This window comes from Methanosarcina spelaei (genome assembly GCF_002287235.1).
GTDB lineage: Archaea > Halobacteriota > Methanosarcinia > Methanosarcinales > Methanosarcinaceae > Methanosarcina > Methanosarcina spelaei.
The window spans coordinates 1-17726 of record NZ_LMVP01000004.1 but is presented as its reverse complement, the minus strand read 5'-3'; the positions used below and the strand labels follow the sequence as shown (position 1 = coordinate 17726).

The 17726-nt window shown below is 41.0% G+C and carries 18 protein-coding genes; 8 read left to right on the top strand and 10 right to left on the bottom strand.

Going from position 1 to position 17726, the window contains the following annotated elements; genetic code table 11:
- The first annotated feature begins 466 nt into the window (after window positions 1-466).
- Window positions 467-925, top strand: coding sequence for a DUF1890 domain-containing protein (locus ASJ81_RS00730; protein ID WP_095642789.1), 459 nt, complete (start codon window positions 467-469; stop codon window positions 923-925).
- Entirely contained in the window at window positions 922-1296 is a 375-nt protein-coding gene (locus tag ASJ81_RS00725; protein ID WP_095642788.1) for a DUF1894 domain-containing protein, read from the top strand. Before ASJ81_RS00730 ends, ASJ81_RS00725 begins: the two co-directional genes overlap by 4 nt.
- 145 nt (window positions 1297-1441) lie before the next feature.
- On the opposite strand, the gene purM is transcribed toward ASJ81_RS00725, so the two are convergent.
- Window positions 1442-2443, bottom strand: a complete 1002-nt coding sequence (gene purM / locus ASJ81_RS00720; RefSeq protein ID WP_095642793.1) for a phosphoribosylformylglycinamidine cyclo-ligase — start codon at window positions 2441-2443, stop codon at window positions 1442-1444.
- A gap of 22 nt (window positions 2444-2465) precedes the next feature.
- The gene (locus ASJ81_RS00715; RefSeq protein ID WP_095642792.1) at window positions 2466-3884 is read right to left on the bottom strand and encodes an aspartate kinase; all 1419 of its coding nucleotides are present in this window, start codon (window positions 3882-3884) and stop codon (window positions 2466-2468) included.
- A 589-nt stretch (window positions 3885-4473) separates the two neighbouring features.
- Between ASJ81_RS00715 and ASJ81_RS00710 the strand changes: the two genes are divergently transcribed.
- Window positions 4474-5670, top strand: coding sequence for a cofactor-independent phosphoglycerate mutase (locus tag ASJ81_RS00710; RefSeq protein ID WP_095642787.1), 1197 nt, complete (start codon window positions 4474-4476; stop codon window positions 5668-5670).
- A 220-nt stretch (window positions 5671-5890) separates the two neighbouring features.
- The gene (locus ASJ81_RS00705; protein ID WP_095642786.1) at window positions 5891-6355 is read left to right on the top strand and encodes an Hsp20/alpha crystallin family protein; all 465 of its coding nucleotides are present in this window, start codon (window positions 5891-5893) and stop codon (window positions 6353-6355) included.
- 191 nt (window positions 6356-6546) lie between these two features.
- Here the strand turns inward: ASJ81_RS00705 and ASJ81_RS00700 are convergent, their stop codons facing one another.
- Together ASJ81_RS00700 and ASJ81_RS00695 are read right to left on the bottom strand one after the other, a co-directional pair.
- Window positions 6547-7515, bottom strand: a complete 969-nt coding sequence (locus tag ASJ81_RS00700; protein ID WP_095642785.1) for a cation diffusion facilitator family transporter — start codon at window positions 7513-7515, stop codon at window positions 6547-6549.
- 234 nt (window positions 7516-7749) lie between these two features.
- Entirely contained in the window at window positions 7750-8139 is a 390-nt protein-coding gene (locus ASJ81_RS00695) for a hypothetical protein (RefSeq protein WP_095642784.1), read from the bottom strand.
- Between the two features lie 600 nt (window positions 8140-8739).
- Here ASJ81_RS00695 and ASJ81_RS00690 point away from each other — a divergent pair.
- Window positions 8740-9507, top strand: coding sequence for a coenzyme F420-0:L-glutamate ligase (locus tag ASJ81_RS00690; RefSeq protein WP_095642783.1), 768 nt, complete (start codon window positions 8740-8742; stop codon window positions 9505-9507).
- A gap of 180 nt (window positions 9508-9687) precedes the next feature.
- Here ASJ81_RS00690 and ASJ81_RS00685 read toward each other — a convergent pair whose 3' ends face one another.
- Complete coding sequence (locus ASJ81_RS00685) at window positions 9688-10011, bottom strand: cupin domain-containing protein (protein ID WP_095642782.1); 324 nt, start codon at window positions 10009-10011, stop codon at window positions 9688-9690.
- A 399-nt stretch (window positions 10012-10410) separates the two neighbouring features.
- Window positions 10411-10917 (bottom strand): deoxycytidylate deaminase, encoded by a 507-nt coding sequence (locus ASJ81_RS00680; protein ID WP_095642781.1) that lies wholly within the window; start codon window positions 10915-10917, stop codon window positions 10411-10413.
- 413 nt (window positions 10918-11330) lie between these two features.
- Between ASJ81_RS00680 and ASJ81_RS00675 the strand changes: the two genes are divergently transcribed.
- The 3 genes from ASJ81_RS00675 to ASJ81_RS00665 all read left to right on the top strand — a co-directional run bounded on the left by ASJ81_RS00675 (window position 11331) and on the right by ASJ81_RS00665 (window position 15032).
- On the top strand, window positions 11331-12239 hold the full coding sequence (locus tag ASJ81_RS00675) for a protein translocase subunit SecF (protein WP_095642780.1): 909 nt from the start codon (window positions 11331-11333) through the stop codon (window positions 12237-12239).
- On the top strand, window positions 12236-13942 hold the full coding sequence (locus ASJ81_RS00670) for a preprotein translocase subunit SecD (protein WP_095642779.1): 1707 nt from the start codon (window positions 12236-12238) through the stop codon (window positions 13940-13942). The genes ASJ81_RS00675 and ASJ81_RS00670 overlap by 4 nt, the downstream gene beginning before the upstream one ends.
- A 67-nt stretch (window positions 13943-14009) precedes the next feature.
- Complete coding sequence (locus ASJ81_RS00665) at window positions 14010-15032, top strand: AAA family ATPase (RefSeq protein WP_095642791.1); 1023 nt, start codon at window positions 14010-14012, stop codon at window positions 15030-15032.
- Window positions 15033-15328: 296 nt separating this feature from the next.
- On the opposite strand, the gene ASJ81_RS24125 is transcribed toward ASJ81_RS00665, so the two are convergent.
- The 4 genes from ASJ81_RS24125 to ASJ81_RS00650 form a co-directional block, all read right to left on the bottom strand.
- Window positions 15329-15463: a hypothetical protein gene (locus ASJ81_RS24125; protein WP_275112521.1), complete on the bottom strand. Its 135-nt coding sequence runs from the start codon at window positions 15461-15463 to the stop codon at window positions 15329-15331.
- A gap of 211 nt (window positions 15464-15674) precedes the next feature.
- Window positions 15675-15911 carry an efflux RND transporter permease subunit gene (locus tag ASJ81_RS00660; protein ID WP_095642790.1) on the bottom strand — a complete coding sequence of 79 codons (237 nt, stop codon included), beginning with the start codon at window positions 15909-15911 and terminating at the stop codon, window positions 15675-15677.
- Window positions 15912-15924: 13 nt separating this feature from the next.
- Complete coding sequence (locus ASJ81_RS00655; RefSeq protein ID WP_095642778.1) at window positions 15925-16194, bottom strand: monomethylamine permease; 270 nt, start codon at window positions 16192-16194, stop codon at window positions 15925-15927.
- Complete coding sequence (locus ASJ81_RS00650) at window positions 16181-17584, bottom strand: APC family permease (RefSeq protein ID WP_095642777.1); 1404 nt, start codon at window positions 17582-17584, stop codon at window positions 16181-16183. Before ASJ81_RS00650 ends, ASJ81_RS00655 begins: the two co-directional genes overlap by 14 nt.
- Window positions 17585-17726 lie beyond the last annotated feature (142 nt).

The window sequence follows — 17726 nt, the reverse complement described above, 5'->3', positions numbered from 1 at the left end:
CAAGTACGGTTCCTAGGGGAGAAAGGAGGAGCAATCCTCCCGACTTACCCAACAAAGAGAGGAAAGTCCTTTAATACCTTCATGCCAAAAATTCTGTACAAATACTAAATTTAATTCATACCATTTATATATTTTTTCTTTTTACAAACTAAATAAACATTATCGCTCAGTTAATTAGTACTTTAGATACATTAGGAATAGAAAGTATGGAAAATATCGTTGAAGCTGATTCAAAATTCAAAACCATTCCTCTGAAGCCCATATTCTGAATAGTTAATTGGGCTTCAGATTATGGAGAACAGTTCTGAAACTTTATCAATTTTTGAGAAACAATTGGTTTTGGAAAGAGCTCTTGAACCGTAATATTCCCGATTTCAAGAATTTCCCTCCAAATATTAATTGCAAAGATTAAAATTCAGGATGAGCCCTAAATCTTACAGATAAAATACCTAAGAGATGAAATATAATGACCGGCGCAAAAGTACTTCTTATGATGGGATGTCCCGAGGTCCCAATTCAAACCAGCATCGCTCTGTATCTTTCCAATAAGCTGAATAAATCAGGATTTGACGTAACTGTTGCTGGGAATGATGCCGTAATCAAGCTTTTAAAAGTTTCTGATTTTGACGGTTATTATGTAAAAAAAATGGTTAATCTCGATAAAACCCTGGAGGATATTATTGAGAAAAGATTAGATTTCGATATATGCTTTGCCTTTATGCATAACGATTCCGGAATGACTTTTGCAACGACAATGAGTGCCATTTCTCAGGCCAAAATGTACTCTGTAATTTTTGGCAAGAACGCGGAAGCTCTGGAAGAAGCCATCGAGTTCGACTGTGTGAAAATAGTTGCAAAAGATGTTCACAATCCCACCCGGCTCAAGAATAAGCTGGATACGGTAATGGAGGAGATGGTCAAATGAGCTGTATCGAACAGATGAAGTATGAAATCCTTCTGGAAAGGATAAGCTTCAAGGAAGCCAGAGAGTACATTGAGAAAAACTCGGATGAGGTTTACTACGTATCTCCCGGATACAAAATCTTTAAAGATTACTATATAATAGGAATACCGCCCATTGCCGTGGGAACAAAGGGCAATGCTCTGGTTTTTCCCTATACAAAGCCCTGCCATGGGAGCTTTGTCCTGAGCATAGAAGATGAAGACAGCATAAAAGAGATAAATCGGCTCAGAGAGACGGGAAAAGGAAAGGTGACTGCTTCAGTGAAGAAAGGTAAATCTCCTGAAAGTTCCAGGGCACCTTTAACCAGCTATGGGGATATGTGGAAACAGTGAAGTCTAAGAAGCTGGCCTTAATCAAGATGACAGAAAGGATTTGAAAATAGAGAAAAGAGTAGAAGATTTCAACATAGAAAAATAGAATTTTCCTCTTATTTTTCTCTCACTTTTCTCTAAGCCTTCATAATCGTATTTTTTCTTTTCACTCTATTACCAGGTCTTTGATCCTGATACCACTTTCTACAATTTTTCCTACAATTTTTCCACCGGTAATTTCTGCAGCTTTTGCAGCATCTTTTTCCGGCAAGATAACAAGAAAGCCCATACCCATATTGAAAGTTCTGTACATCTCAAGATCTTCGACTCCCCCTTCTTTCTGCAAGAATTTGAAGATTTCCTGGGGTTCAAGGGGATCGTAAAAATCAAAACCGAGTTTTGTCACTCTTCTAAGTTTCAAAAGTCCGCTACCTGTTATATGGGCAAGCCCATGGACTTCACATGCCTTCAGCACATCAAGAATCTCAATATAAATTCTTGTTGGAGTCAGGAGATCGTCTCCGATCGTTTTTGAACTGTCATAGGGACAGGGATCGTGATAGGAATATTTTGATTTCTCAATGATTTTCCTTACAAGAGTATAGCCGTTACTGTGCACGCCTGTACTAGGGACACCTACAATCACGTCGCCTACCCTTACTTTCTCTCCCTCGACAATCTTATCTTTTCTGACAATTCCAAGGCAGGTACCTGCAAGGTCAAAACCCTTAATTATCTCAGGGAGGGTTGCGGTTTCTCCACCGACAATTGACATTCTGGATATTTCCGCGCCCTTTACCAGCCCTTCTCCTATCTGGGCGGCAAAGCCTTCGTCGTGCTTTTCTAGGGCAAGATAGTCTACAAAGGCTACAGGTTCGGCTCCTATGGCCAGAAGGTCATTTACATTCATTGCGATGCAGTCTATGCCTACGGTATTCCACCGCTGCATTTCGTTTGCAATAAGAACTTTTGAGCCTACCCCGTCCGTTGTCAGGGCAAGGGCATATTCTCCGAAGTCCAGAAGCCCTGCATAATGGCCTATTCCTGTAAGGGGAGCTCCTATACCTTTTCGAACGTAGCTGAGTTTCTCAATAAGGGTTTTGACGGTTTTTTCTTCTTTTTTGATATCTACGCCTGAATCTGCGTATGTTAAGTGCTTTTCGCTCATTTTTTGCCCCTCCCTGCTTGTTTTATAGCTGTTTTTTAATTCCGTTTCCGTTATATAGTTCAAATTCGTCATGCAAGGTTTTGACTGTGGCAAATGCGTCATCTTCCCGCACTACGAAAGAGATATTGTACTGGGATGAGCCCTGGCTGATCATGATAATATTAATCATCGAGTTTCCAAGCGCTCCAAAGACCCGTTTTGCCACGCCTGGAGTTCCTGCCATACCTGCACCTACTACTGCAACTACGCAGACATTTTTGTCTGAAGTTATTTCTTTTACGATTTCGTGGTCGAACTCTTCATGCAGGGCTTTTAATGCAGTTTCCACATGTGACTCACTGATCACGAATGAAATATTGGATTCGGAAGAGCCCTGGCTGATCATAATAACATTAACTCCTGCTTTTGCAAGCGTTGTGAAGAGCCTTGCTACAGTCCCAATGGCTCCTACCATTTCAGCCCCTGAAATGTTGATGAGGGCCACGTTTTTAATCAGGCTTACGGCTTTTACAACATTCTTGCACTGGAACTTTTCCGCAACTACAAGTGTACCAGGTAACTCTGGCTCAAAAGTATTCTTGACACGCACAGGAATGTGTTCGCGCATAGCAGGCTCAATCGTGCGTGGGTGCAGCACGTTTGCCCCGAAGTACGAGAGCTCCATGGCTTCGGCATAAGAGATTTGCGGGATAGTTTTTGCCTCAGGCACTATTCTCGGGTCGGTAGTCATGATACCGTTTACTTCTTTCCAGAGCCATATCTCGTCGGCTTTCAAAGCTGCACCCAGGATAGAAGCTGAGAAGTCAGACCCACTCCTTCCCAGAGTGGTAATAATTCCCTCCTCATTTTCTCCGATAAATCCCGTAACTACAAGAACCTGTGACTCAAGTCTGCATTCAAGTCTCTTTTTCACAAGGTCGTAAGTTTTCTCCAGAGGCCTGGCATTTCCGTAATCCGAAGATGTTATAATCCCTGCTTCTCCACCTGTGAACTCAGTTGATTCGAGTCCAAGTGAACGGATAGCTCCTGACACAACAGGAGCAGCCAGGCGCTCTCCGTAAGAGCAAATGTAGTCAATTGACCTTGGAGTAAGCTCACCAAGATAACAAATTCCGATCAGGGCTTTTTCGAGCTCGTCAATGCGGAGGTCAAGAGTCTGGATAACTTCTTTTGCGACTGTTGGGTCATCAATGGCTTCCTTTACGGCCTCATGATGTTTGTTTGTAATTTCTGTTTTAAACTCTTTCACAAGGGCAACTTTGCCTTTTGTCGAGGCAAAGAGTGCATTTTCCAGAAGCTCATCGGTTACTCCACCGAGCGCTGAGGTTACTACCACGATCTGGTTGCCTTCTTCACGGTACCCCTTCAGAAGCTGGGCAACATGACGGATTTTTTTTCCGTCACCTACGGAAGTTCCTCCAAATTTCATTACGATTTTCATGATCGGATCACGTTTTGTCATTAACTGATTATTCTCACACCGTTTACTTAAACTGTTTATTATGATTTTAGTTATCCTCACTAATTATTCGAGTTAGAGTGAATAATTCTCCAGGATTTCTCGAGTTAGAGTGAATAATTCTCCAGGATTTCTCGAGTTAGAGTGAATAATTCTCCAGGATTTCTCGAGTTAGAGTGAATAATTCTCCAGGATTTCTCGAGTTAGAGTGAATAATTCTCCAGGATTTCTCGAGTTAGAGTGAATAATTCTCCAGGATTTCTCGAGTTAGAGTGAATAATTCTCCAGAATTTCTACAGGTTTGTAGATTGAATAATATGTTTTTTTTGTAGAGAAAGCTATATATCGGCTCTTTTGCCACTTAATATGTTTTATGCTGAGAGCCTGTTCTGTATAGGATATTGGTACTATATTATAACGTTTGTGTAAAATGGATCAGAAATTAATCTTCGCATCAGCAAGAAAACTTGCTGGCAAATGCCCGATAAATCTAAGTAATTGGTATCTGGTAGAAAATATTATATTTAATTCCCGAGATGAAAGACTAAGATAGTTGGAAAGAGATGAAGCAATGAAATACGCTGTACTTATAGGAGACGGAATGGCTGATTACCCAATAGAAAAATTGGGTGGAAAAACCATTCTCCAGGCAGCTCGAACCCCTGCTATGGATTATATCGCAGCCCATGGAAATACAGGACTTGCAAAAACCATACCTGATGGACTTCCCGCTGGAAGTGATGTCGCAAATATGTCTATTCTCGGGTACGATCCTGCAGTATATTACTCTGGTAGGGCTCCTCTGGAGGCTGCCAGTATGGGTGTCGCTCTTGCATCCGATGATGTAGCTTTCAGATGTAATCTTGTGACTATTGAACAAGGGAGAATAAAAGATTACAGCGCAGGGCATATCAGTAGTGAAGAAGCTGAGATTCTCATCGAAACTCTTGACACGGAACTCGGTAATGAAGAACTGAGGTTTTATCCGGGAATCAGCTATAGGCACCTTCTCGTCGCCAGAAATAACCTGGGAGTTGAAACAGAGTGCACTCCACCGCATGATATTACTGAAAAGAAAATTGAGGAATATCTGCCCGGAGGAAAGGACGGAGATTTCTTTTCCGACATGATCAAAAAATCTATGATCATTCTTGAGCTACATCCAGTTAATCTGAAAAGAATTGAAGAGGGTAAGAATCCCGCAAATTCAATCTGGGTCTGGGGCCAGGGATATGCTCCGAAATTTACACCGTTTCAAGAACTCTACGGGAAAGCCGGAGCAGTTATTTCGGCAGTCGACCTTCTGAAAGGTATTGGAATTTATGCAGGACTGGACGTAATTGAAGTTCCTGGAGCAACCGGCTATCTCGATACCAATTATGAAGGCAAAGCCAATGCTGCAATCGAAGCCTTGAAAGCCAGGGATCTTGTTTTTGTTCATGTAGAAGCTCCGGACGAAGCCGGGCATGAAGGAAGTATTGATAAAAAGTTAAGAGCTGTCGAAGATTTCGATAGTCGAATTGTAGCACCTATTCTTAAGCATGCCAAGGCTTCAGACGAGCCTTTCACAATTCTTGTACTTCCTGATCATCCAACCCCGATTTCTTTAAAAACTCACGTTCCGGATCCTATTCCTTTTGCAATCTACAGGACTGACAAAACGGATTCTGATGGTGCAGAGACCTTTGATGAGGAATCTGTTAAAAAAGGTTCTTTTGGACTTGTAAAAGCTTCGGATCTTGTAGGAATACTTGTGAAGGCTAAATAACTGCTTTTTCTCTTCTCCTTTTGATTTTTTTATTTATTCAGCATCCTAATTTCCGGAAAATCCTCTGCTCTCGATTTTCGGAAATTTTCTTTTATCATTCTAACTCTTTTTGTACTAAGTTTTTGTGAAATTGCTCAGGAAAACATATATATCCTTTCTCAATATATTCAGAATAGCACATAAATCTGTGTTATCTTTTAACTTAAGGGGGTATTTTTGTATGAAATGGCCTATGAGAAGATCATTTTCAGGACCTGCACGCTGGGATCCTTTTGAAGAAATAAGAAGGACACAAGAGCGCCTCAATCAGTTATTTGAAGACTTTATGCCGATGGAAGAATGGGGGGGCGGAAAGGTATACACTCCTGCTATCGACATTAAGGACGAAGACGACAAGCTTGTAGTCACTACCGACCTGCCTGGTATTAATAAAGAGGATGTTCAGATTAACCTTAAAGAAGACATGCTTGAGATCAGTGCAAAGACCAGGAAGGAAAAAGAGACTGAGGAAGAAGAAGGATACCTGCGCCGGGAGAGAGCATATACTCAATTTTACAGGGCGGTCCGTTTGCCTGCGAGCGTTAAGGAAGAGGGAAGCACTGCAAAAATAGAAAACGGTGTTCTGACAATAACGCTTCCGAAAATGCAAATGGAAGAGTCGACAAAGAAAATATCTATCGAGTAAGCTTTACGGAACTAAAAGACAACATCAAATTTAATTTCAGACTGCGAAATAAAACTGCAGCCTGTCTTTTTTGAATATTTCACTTTACAATCTTTCTTTTTGACTTTTCCCACACATTTCCGAACTTACTCCAGATCAAACTTTTATGTTTAAGCCTTATATTCGGAAGTAGTTTCTTTATGTTATTTTTCCTATGTGTGTTTCTTATAATGCTCGGAATCGGAACACGGCTCCACATGAATCGAAAAGTGACCATTACTGCCGCATACTTCTTTTAGCCTGTTTTCTATCTGCGTTGAGATTTCATGTGCATCCACGATATTTAAATCCCTGTCAACCTCAATATGGACATCTGCAGCCATGGCATTTCCTATTTTTCTGGTTTTTAGCTCATGAAAGCCTAGGACACCTTCAGTAGAATTCAGAATGTTCTCAATGCTTCCGTAAATCTCCGAATCAAGTGAGGCCTCCAGCAGTTCATTGAGGTTTTTATAAGAAATATCAAACGCCACTTTAAAGATAAGGAAACTTATTACAATTGCAGTTAGCGGGTCAAGTACTACCCAACGACCTCCAAGAAATATCGCGCCTCCGACTCCTATCATCGTTCCTAAAGAAGAGAGTGCATCCGAACGGTGATCCCAGGCGTTAGCAATCACGGCGTCACTCTTAATTTCTCGGCCGCACGCCATAGTGTAACGGTACAGCCATTCTTTTGACAAGATTGAAATGATCGCTACAATAAGAGTAATTTTACTTGGTACTGGAAGCCCTTCTCCATTATAATAACTAATAATCTTCTGAAGGCCGCCCCAGAAAATCCCAATAGCAGCCGTAACAAGTACAAGCCCTGTAAACGCTGCAGCTAAGGTTTCAATTTTTCCGTGTCCGTAATTATGTGTACTGTCTCCCGGTTTTTTTGCAATTCTTAAGCCCACAATCACTGCGATATCGGTTATTAAATCGGATAGTGAATGAGCAGCATCAGCAATCATTGCCGTACTAGTTCCCAGAATCCCGGCTGTAAACTTAAAAGTTGCCAATACAAAGTTTAAAATCATCGAGACTTTTGTTACATGAGCCGCTCGGGAGTAACGCGTATCTTCGTTTTCCTCATAACTGAAGAGAGTCTCTTTATTTGTATCTCCAGTACCTTCCATAATTTCTCATATCGTCTTGAATATTTGAATTGATTTGAGATATTATATTTTGATATTTATTATGTCCTTAAACGTGAGCATAAAAGTTAGCGACCAATAGATATAAGGTTATCTTAATTAAAAAGCTTAATAGCTTTTAATGCTTTTTGAGGACTTACTCTGCTTTGATATTTACCAGTAACTCTAAAAACATCCTTTTACTACTGATAAACTGAAAATGTTTACAGTAAATATTCAACCGTAGCGGGGAAGGTTATATTTTGTTTCTTTTATTCTTTCTCCTCCTTCTTCCGGAAATTCCTTACTTTTCAGGGCTTCAGCCTGTGCAATTTCAGGGTGCTCTTTCAGAAATTCTATTGAATAATCTGTAGTTTCACTTTCTGATGCTTTAAAGGTCTTATCGATTTCTTCTTTGCTAAACTGTCCATGATAAAGAAGAAGCTGAGTTACTTTTTGACGGGTGGCTTGAGGTTCGTTTTCATAGTCCAGGGAATAGTACAGTTTACTTACTATGACTCTTAAACTCCAGATTCGGCTTCGTTTTTTGTCTTTTAACTCAAAAGGGATTTTGTTCTTTATTTTCTCTATAATTTCGTTCAGTTCATACTGGCTCGTGTTTAACACCCCTATGGAGTTTAGTTTGCAAGCATATAAAAGATCTTAATAGTTTTTAATTCTGCCCGGGAAAAAAGAGCCACAACAAATAAAATAGGACTGAAAATAAAGTAAACTTGAATGTAAAATATTTTTGAAGGTAGCTAATTTAGATATATTGAGAAAACAGGTAAATCTAAAAATAATGAGTAGAGAGATAATGTGATGTGAAAATAATGAGTAAATAGATAATATAATGTGAAAATAATGAGTAAAGAGATAATATATTGTGAAAATAATGAGTTAAGAAATAGCGTAAATCAAACACAGTGTAAACTTAAAAAATGCATTTCGAAAAATGGTAAGAATGAAAATAATTAACTGGAGAAATAAGTCCTATCGAAAAAGTAAGTGAAAACGCGGCATCAGGAAATTGTTCTCATCATCTTTTGCTCAGTTGGGGTAACTCTCATCATCGCCGCAAGATAAAGTATGTCGGTGGTCTTATTTATGGTTACTGCCTTTACTGCTGCAAATTATTCATTCAATGGATTATTTCCTTTATTTCCTGTATCTAACTGAACAAATTCAGTTGCTCTTATTGATTTTAAAGCCTTTTGAGGAAAACATTTGAAATTCGAAGCCATAGCCGTTGAGAATATTCCCCTTATACATACAGGGGATGACCTGCCCTCGATCATCTGTAAGAATCTGGAACTTCAGGACAGGGACATTGTTATCATTGCCTCGACCATCGTTGCTAAAGCTGAAGGGGAGATCTTCAGGCTAGAAGATATTACACCAGGGAAAACAGCACTTGAGATGGCAGCTCGAAACGGAAAAGATGCGAGGTTTATCCAGGCTGTACTTTCCCGGAGCATGGAGGTACTTGTAGAAAAACCTTTTATGCTTGTGACAACTCTAGCAGGCCATACCTGCGTAAACGCAGGGGTTGATGAATCAAATATTGAAGACGGATTTTTGCTATATCCTCCGGAAAATCCGGATGCTAGTGCTTCAAGACTCGGGAATAATCTCGAAAAACTCAGTAAAAAAAAGTTAAGCGTCATTGTCACGGATACAAATGGGAGAGCTTTTAAAATAGGACAAACCGGTGCTGCCATAGGAATTTATAAGATAAAGCCTGTAAAGCGCTGGATTGGGGAAAAAGATCTCTTCGGAAAAGTCCTTGAGGTTACGGAGGAAGCAGTTGCTGATGAACTTGCAGGTGCCGCAAATCTTCTGATGGGTGAAGGAGCAGGAGGAACTCCCGTAGTTGTAATTCGTGGTTTTGATTATTATTGTGAAGAGGAGACCTATATAAAGGAAATGTACCGTCCTGAAGAACTGGACATTATTAAAAAAGGACTTCGCTGCCTTCAAAACAGAGTTGAATAAAACAGAGTTGAGTAATAAAAAGTCGAGTTGAAAAACGTAACTTTAGAGCTTAGACTTTGATTTGAGAAATTGTCAGAACTTTGATTTCATAGAATGTGAGAGTCTTGGGTTTTGACTCCATTTCTCGACTTACCTGTCTGAAAAACAACTCGCTACAATGTGAAATAGAAGTCAATAGTATTAAGAACGTATCATAGTTAGAACCATTTTGAACTTTTCCAGAGCATGGAGTGAATGGGGTTCATTGGCAGGCATTATTATTATATCCCCTTTCTCCAGAATATTTTTATTTCCGGAAATTGTGATTTCTGCCTTTCCATCCATCACCTGGACCATGGCATCGAAAGGAGCGGTATGCACGCTCAGGCCTTCATCTTTATCGAAGGCAAATATAGTTACGGTTCCGGTATCCTTGCGGATAATTTCTCTGCTTACAACAGCTCCTTCCTGGTACTCAATCAAAGTTTCTATCCTTAATACTCTGGCTTTTAATTCTTCAGACATTGTTCCACCTCTTACTCTTTTCCATAAGTCCATACAATCTATCAGCCATGTGACAAGTTTTTGAGCGGATAAATCCAGTCATGCCAGATTTTCGACCTTTTCCGATTTCTATATAAAATGCCTTTAGAACATGTTTTCCCTCAGAACATGTTTTCCCTCAGAACATGTTTTCCCTCAGAACATGTTTTCCCTCAGAACATGTTTTCCCTCAGGACATACTTTTACATTCTTTTGTATCGGAACCTTAAATAAGTAAACCATGAACAATTAAATTATTTTCAATTATCTGTATATAATTACATGTATGCAATTATATGTATGCAATTGTCTGTATACAATTATCTTTATAAGTACTCTCCTAACAAGAGTGAGTGCAGGAAATTTTTAAATTATGTATATTTAGTTCCCACTTGAAGTCTCGCTTTTTAGCTCAAGAGGTAAAGTCTCGCTTTTTAGCTTAAAAGGTATATAATCAACTTCCACATTCGCATCCCTGAAAAACTCAAGTGAATCGGTGTCTGGATAGAGATTTGCGTATACTACTCTTTTGATGTTCGAGTTGATAATCATTTTCGCACAAAGAATACAGGGCTGGTGTGTACAGTAGATGGTTGCTCCTGCTATGCTTACCCCATGGATTGCAGCCTGGATAATCGCATTCTGCTCAGCATGCACTGCTCTGCACTTTTCCTGTCTTGTACCTGAAGGAATCTTTTCCAAATCCCTTATACACCCGATTTCAAGACAGTGGTTCATGCCGCTGGGTGCCCCGTTATATCCGGTTGCAAGGATGCGTTTATCACGGACGATGACAGCCCCCACGTTCTTTCGGAGGCAGGTAGCGCGCTTGCCTACTACAAAGGCGATTTCAAGAAAGTATTCATCAAGTGAAGGTCTTTGGGTCATTATTTCTAATGAACAGTAAGTGGTATATTAGAGTTGTGATATTAAGATTCTACCGTTTTTAAGAGTTAATTTTAAGTGGAATGAATTAACGGTGTATAGAGAAGAGTTTCTAGAGGAAGAATTAATATAATCTGTGAGAATACAGAGTTAAAACAAATTAACTTATTTATAACACTAGTTTATTTCTAATGTACTTGTTTATAATATATATTTATTTATAATATTAGAACCTCCAGAACGTTATCCCCCGTTACTTGAACCCGAGTATTTAGAGTAAATTCAAGATTTTAAACAAATCTGATTATAAATCTCGTGTTCTGAATTATACATCAGGATTATATATCTGGATGTAATGAGCTGTTCGGATAGGTTCAGTAAAATAATATAGATACACTCATCCGGAGTATTAAATTATGGCAACAGGTTTGGCCGAAATTTTAGATAGTTTCGTGAAAAGTCACAGTGACCGCCAGTTGCTGGCCCTTCCCCTCGCGATACTAGCAGTTTCTTTAGCAATACTGCTAGTTTCCTTTGTGAGTAGTGGATCGCCGGTAAAACTAGGAATGGATTTTCAGGGCGGTACTCAGATTTCGTTAGAAACGACTGATTCTCCTGCTGTACTTGAAAAAATGTATTCTTCTTACCCCCTCACCGATGTCCGGCAGACTGGAAGCAGGGTTATCATGCAGTTTGGGATCATGGATGATGAGCAACAGCATCAGCTTGAAAAGGATGTTGCGAGCCATAAATATTCCAATTTGCAGATTCAGCAGGTTGGGCCTATTTACGGCAAGACTCTGCAGTTACAGGCTCTTCAGGCCCTTTGTATTTCTTTTATAGGGATGGCAATTGTGGTATTTCTGCTCTTCAGAACCTTTATTCCTTCTTTTGCAGTGATACTTTCTGCATTTTCAGACATCATGATTGCAGCCGCTTTCATGAGGGTTGCAGGGATTGAACTTTCCCTGGGAACACTTGCGGCTTTGCTTATGCTTATCGGTTATTCTGTAGACAGTGATATCCTGCTCACAAACAGAGTAATTAAACGCCGGGGCACGGTAGAAGAGAAAGTCTCCAAGGCTATGCATACAGGTATAACCATGACCACTACAACCCTTGCAGCGCTCGTATCTATGTACGTAGTCTCAACTTTCTCTTATCTGGTCATTCCCTCATTCACGCAGATTACTCTGCTTTCTCAGATATCAATCGTGTTGATTGCGGGACTTTTTGCAGACATGATGAACACCTGGCTCCTGAATACGGGAATTTTACGATGGTATGCGATGAAACCCGAATTCAGAGGGAGGTATAACAGATGAGTGACAAAAAAAGCCTTCTTAAAAATCCAAGAGTTATTATTTTCATTGTACTACTTCTTGGCTCTATAGTGGCTATTCACCCAGGGTATACTCCTGGAAACGGGACAACTTCTCATCTGAATTTTGGACTTGACCTGGAAGGTGGTTCCTGGCTCCAGATAAAACTGGAAGGAGCACTTGCCCAGGTAGATGTGGATTCCGGAAAATTAGTTAGCGGAATTGTAGAACCTATAATTGGAGCTCCTATTGAGATCACGAAAAATAATCTTGACGTTGGAGGCTCTGCCGAGAAATCTGTCACCTTTACTACATCTGCGACTGTTAGCGCATCCCAGCTTGAGTATTTGGGCACAGTAAGTGTAGACAAACTGAGTGGGAGTACAACTCAAGTAACGATTTCTGATATCAGTAAGGAGAGCCTCGTCCAGGCTTACCTCTCAAAAGCCCTTGATGCAGAAGTAGTTCTAGTTCCCATGAGTAATCAGGACGGCACAGTCTACGAAATCAGGACTGCAGTCACTGAACAACAGCTCGAGTCTCTACTGGAAAAGGTCGGAGGTTCTATCCACAAGGACGAAGATGGGACTTCAACTTACAAAGAAGGAGTAAGCACCGATACCAGAGACCTGACAAAGGAAATTCTCAGTGATAAGTTGAACTCTCTGGGTATCAAAGATATTCCTGTAAGAACCGTAGGGGACGAATATATCCTTATTGATTTTGCAGGTATTGATCTGGCAACTGCCAAGGAAATAGCTGAAAAACCTGGAAAGTTTGAGATCAGGATTCAAACAACTGGAAATGAAACCGAACATGTCCTTTACGGCGATTCAATTGTAAGTGTAGGAGTTCCAAGTTTCCATGATGAACAGTGGCATACTCCTTTTACCCTGGATGATGACGGAGCTCGGACACTCCAGAAAGTTGCACTCGACACCGGAGCAATTGACAATCCGGACGCCCATTATTTGAAGATGTATCTTGACGGAGTTGAAATCTATGGAGCTCCTTTGAGCTCGTCTGCAGCTGAAAAACTGCGAGACGGTCCTATATATTCCTGGGAAGCTTCTACAGGTACGGATGAGGCTGCCAAAACCGAAGCTACAGCACTTCAGGTTCACCTTCGAGCAGGAGCTCTTCCTGTCAATGTAAAGCTTGTAGGCTCAGGACATGTTGATGCAGGTCTTGGATCGCAGTTCAAAACCGCAGCTCTGATTATAGGTTTGATTTCCCTACTTGGGGTGGCAGCTGTGGTTTACTTCAATTACAGGAGGCCTGAAATCCTGATACCCATGGTCGGAACTTCTGCCAGTGAAGTTATCATGATCCTCGGGGTCGCAGCACTGATAGGATGGCAGCTTGACCTGGCGTCAATTGCAGGTGTTATCGCTTCCATAGGCACTGGAATTGACCACCTTGTAATCATCACAGATGAAGTGCTTGCCGAAGGTAAACTCCCGTCAACAAGAGTCTTCAAGTCCAGGATAACAAAGGCTTTTACAATCATTTTAGGGGCAGCTTCCACAAATATAATTGCCCTGTCCCCTCTGGTTGTAATGGGCTTTGGTACTTTGAAGGGCTTTGCAATTACTACTATCATTGGTGTCTTAATTGGTGTGATTATAGCAAGGCCGGTTTATGGTATAGTAATCAAGGAACTTCTGCACGTAGACGAAAATGGAACCGCAAGTATAACTGAGTAAATATTGAGAGAAAAGTAAAGTTCTTTGAGGTTGGTTGACCCAGGAATCAAAAATTAAGGTGGAATGTATGCAGGATCTCTGGACTTTAAAATACAGGGCAGGTGCCCTGAAGGAAATGCTTGGAAATGAGCATGCTGTAGCCACGCTTTCTGAACTTACCCAGTCCGGGACTCTTCCTCACCTTATTTTTTACGGGCCTGAAAATTCCGGAAAAACGACAGCAGCTCTTGCTCTTGCCAGGCAGCTCTATGGGCGTACCTGGGAAAACAATTTTACATACTTCAATGCTTCGGATTTTTTTGACCAGGGAAAACGCTATCTTGTCCGAGACAAGCGCTTCGTGCGTTTTCTGGGCACCGATGACCCAAAGAAAATCTATAAAAGTGTAATCGATATTTTCAAGGAAATTATCAATGAGTATGCTGGAATGGCTTCACTTGATTCTGATTACAAGTTAATCTACATTGACAATGCCGAGTCCCTGAATTCTGACGCACAGCATGCTCTAAGGCGAATTATGGAAAAGTACAGTGCAACATGCAGGTTTATTCTTTCCACTACCAAACCTTCCAAACTTATTGCTCCGCTTCGCTCAAGAGGCCTTCAAATTTTTTTCACATATGTTCCGGACTCGGTTCTGAGAACTTATCTTGAGAAAATTGGCTGTGCTGAGAATTTACAGCTTTCGGAAGGCGCATTTGATGCAATCCTTTATTCTGCGAAGGGAAATGTTGCAAAAGCGGTGCAAACTCTACAGCTTGTTTCCTTGATTGCACACGGTTCGGTCATTACTGAAGAGATGGTGTATGAGGCTACTCTGGGCAGGGATCAAAGTATTGACAATTTGCTTTCTGTGGCTCTTGCCGGAGATTTTTCCAGAGGAAGGCAGCTTCTAGATGAGATGATAGTTGAGAAAGGGCTTTTAGGTGTCGAAATTCTTGAAGGGCTTTCCGAAGCTCTTGCAGAGTCAGGAGAAACGGACACAGACATTGCTCGGATTGTTGTGAAAATTTCCGAAGCCGATGCTCGTCTTAAGGATGCTGCCAATGAGAGAATTCAACTTGAGAAATTGATCTCTTCTCTTTCCTAATTTTTAAAGTCATTTTCCTTCTGTCTTCTTTTACTGCCTTTTTATTTCTTATATATCCGTAGGAGCTCGATTCTCTGTTAAATTTTTGGGCTTTGAATAGAATTCCCTCTTCACTTCTCGTCCCTTTTTATTTTACTATATATATGCTTCCCTTTGGAGCTATTGACAAATAAAAAACTACTTATATTTTAACCATTTAATTGAAATTAACATAGTAAACTATATATACAATTAGCTTTTATTTTTTATTGTAGATAGGCCAGAATCTCAGGCTTCTAAGGAGTTAAGGGGCTCCATTACACTTTTAAACAAAAGGTAAAAGGTACGAATCTGGGGTTCAGGACACCCTTAGCGGTGTACTGTACTTCCGGCTGGTTCAGAGCCTTGACTTCCTTGAGTAAGGTCAGATCAGGCCTGTTCGACAAATCCACAAATAAATCCCTCCATTACTCCCTGAAGAACTCCCTCTTTTCAGGGAGACCATGCTCATACGGCAGAATAGAATCCTAATATGCGCTTGAAAAAGATACTATTTTGCCTGAATTTTAAAAAATTGTCTGCCTGAACTTTTCCTTCAGGCAGGCATTTTATTAAGTGTTCTTTCTTTTTCAGTATTCTTTCTTTTTCAGTATTCTTTCTTTTTTAATATTTATAGTTCTTTACCGAGTGATATAGAATCACAACAAAGAAAACAACTATCACCAGCAAGAAGCTGAAGAAACCAACAGGGTCCCAAATAAAGCCTATTCCTGCTCCTCCTTCTTCCCAGGAAACGAGTACTGCTCCCTGGAGCTCTGTAGGAATTACCACACAGGCAAAGGCAAGCACGAAGATAAACAAGATGTCAAAGACTTCTGAAATAATGTTCTTTTCTGCCATTACTCCTGTCTCCTCAATCATAATATTTGAACTCGAACATATGGGTTTTGATTGATTCTCTTACCTTCAGGCATCCTATAGTCTCTATTAAAATTATCAGTCCTATGAAGATTACATAGAGGTAGAAGAAACTGGAAGCAATCTCCCATGTCTCTGAGAGAATTCTGTATATTATAAATCCTTCTGCACATATAAGCAAAGTAAGCATGCCTACAACAAGAGCCGTATCTCCGGTAAGTTTGCTGTGATATTTGCTTTCCAGTGCCTGGTTATTCGTCTCCAATGCTCTTCGCCTCCTTTTTGATTCTTCCGTTATCCAGGCCTTTGGGTAAGGGCCAGCCCATTTCAGCCCAGTTATTTTCAATGTTTGAGTTCTTGTGCCTGTGGCTGAAATAGAAGTACGCAATTCCGTAGAACACAAAAGCGAAGATCAGGTTATATTTATAGCCCCAGAACAGCGTTGAAAGAATAGTAATTGCAATTGCAATTGCAAAGTAAGAAATATATGGCTGAAGAGGGCTCACAAAAGGTCTGACTTTGCTTGTAGTCTGCGGGAAGAGTTTCCTGAAACGGATCAGGGAGAAAGGAATCAGCACGTAGCAGAGCAACCCCGAAATAATTGAGAAGGTAATTACCTGGTCAAGGAAGCCGCTGAACGCAAAACCAATTGCTACAGGCATTGTGAAGATGACTGCTCTGTATGGGGTATTATACTTCGGGTGTACTGCAGAGAACCAGGAAGAAACGTAATTGTCTCTTGAGAGTGCAAACCAGGAACGTGAAGAGTCACAGACGCAGCCGTTTGCACTGGCAACACAGGTCAGAAATGTTCCGAGCCCTAGCAGGGCAACAAAGATAAAAATCCCACTGTTTTTTGCGGCCTCAAAAAGCGGATACACAGAAACTCCGAGAAGGTCGGTAGGAATCAGAACCGTACATAGATAGAGGGTCATTGCCGCTCCTATAAGTAGAGTAATCATCCCGGCTTGTTGTCCAAGAGGCACGGCTCTTGACGGATGTTTGCACTCTTCTGCGCACATTGCGGCTCCTTCTATCCCTAAATAGAACCATGGCCCGAACTGTAAGGCTGCAAAGAGGCCTATCATGCCGTTTGGTAGGGCGCCCTGAAAAAGGTACTCAGGGTGAATGTCCACTAATCCAAAGGCAGTTGAGAAGAAGAAGGCCAATATTGCAATAAAAGCTATCATGGTAAGGACAAAGTTCAGAGTTAAAGCTGCAACAACACCACGGTAGTTTATGAAGGTCAGAAGGGCAATAACCAGCAAAGTCACAGGAAAAACCTGCAGCTCTGGAAAGATGCTCTGTGCGATGCACGCGACAACAATAGCATCTGCCGCTTCAAGAGCTATGTATTCCATATAAACCGCAAGCCCTACGCTGGCAGCCGCTCCGGGCCCGATAAATAACCTTGCCCAGTCATAGGGTCCTCCTGCAAGTTTGGTTGCTGATCCGAGTTCACTGGCACAGAGGGAGATTATAACATACATCGTTCCTGCAACCAGCATGGCAAGCAAAGACCCGAGAACTCCTCCTTTTGCAATGGTAAAGTTCCAGCCCATATACTCTCCGACCAGCACGATACCAACTCCTAGGGCCCATACATGGAAAGGTCGCAGAGTTTTCACCAGGCTGGTAGACTCATATTCAGACATGCTTATCAGCCCCTTCTTTTTGAAACCTTACTGGCGTCCAGCAAGACCCAGCCCATCAATCCGAAAGCCAGGAGATATACAAGTCCGTTTATTTCAGTCGAATACCCCGCTAGCTTGCTGCGGGGATGGAAAACTTCCCCGG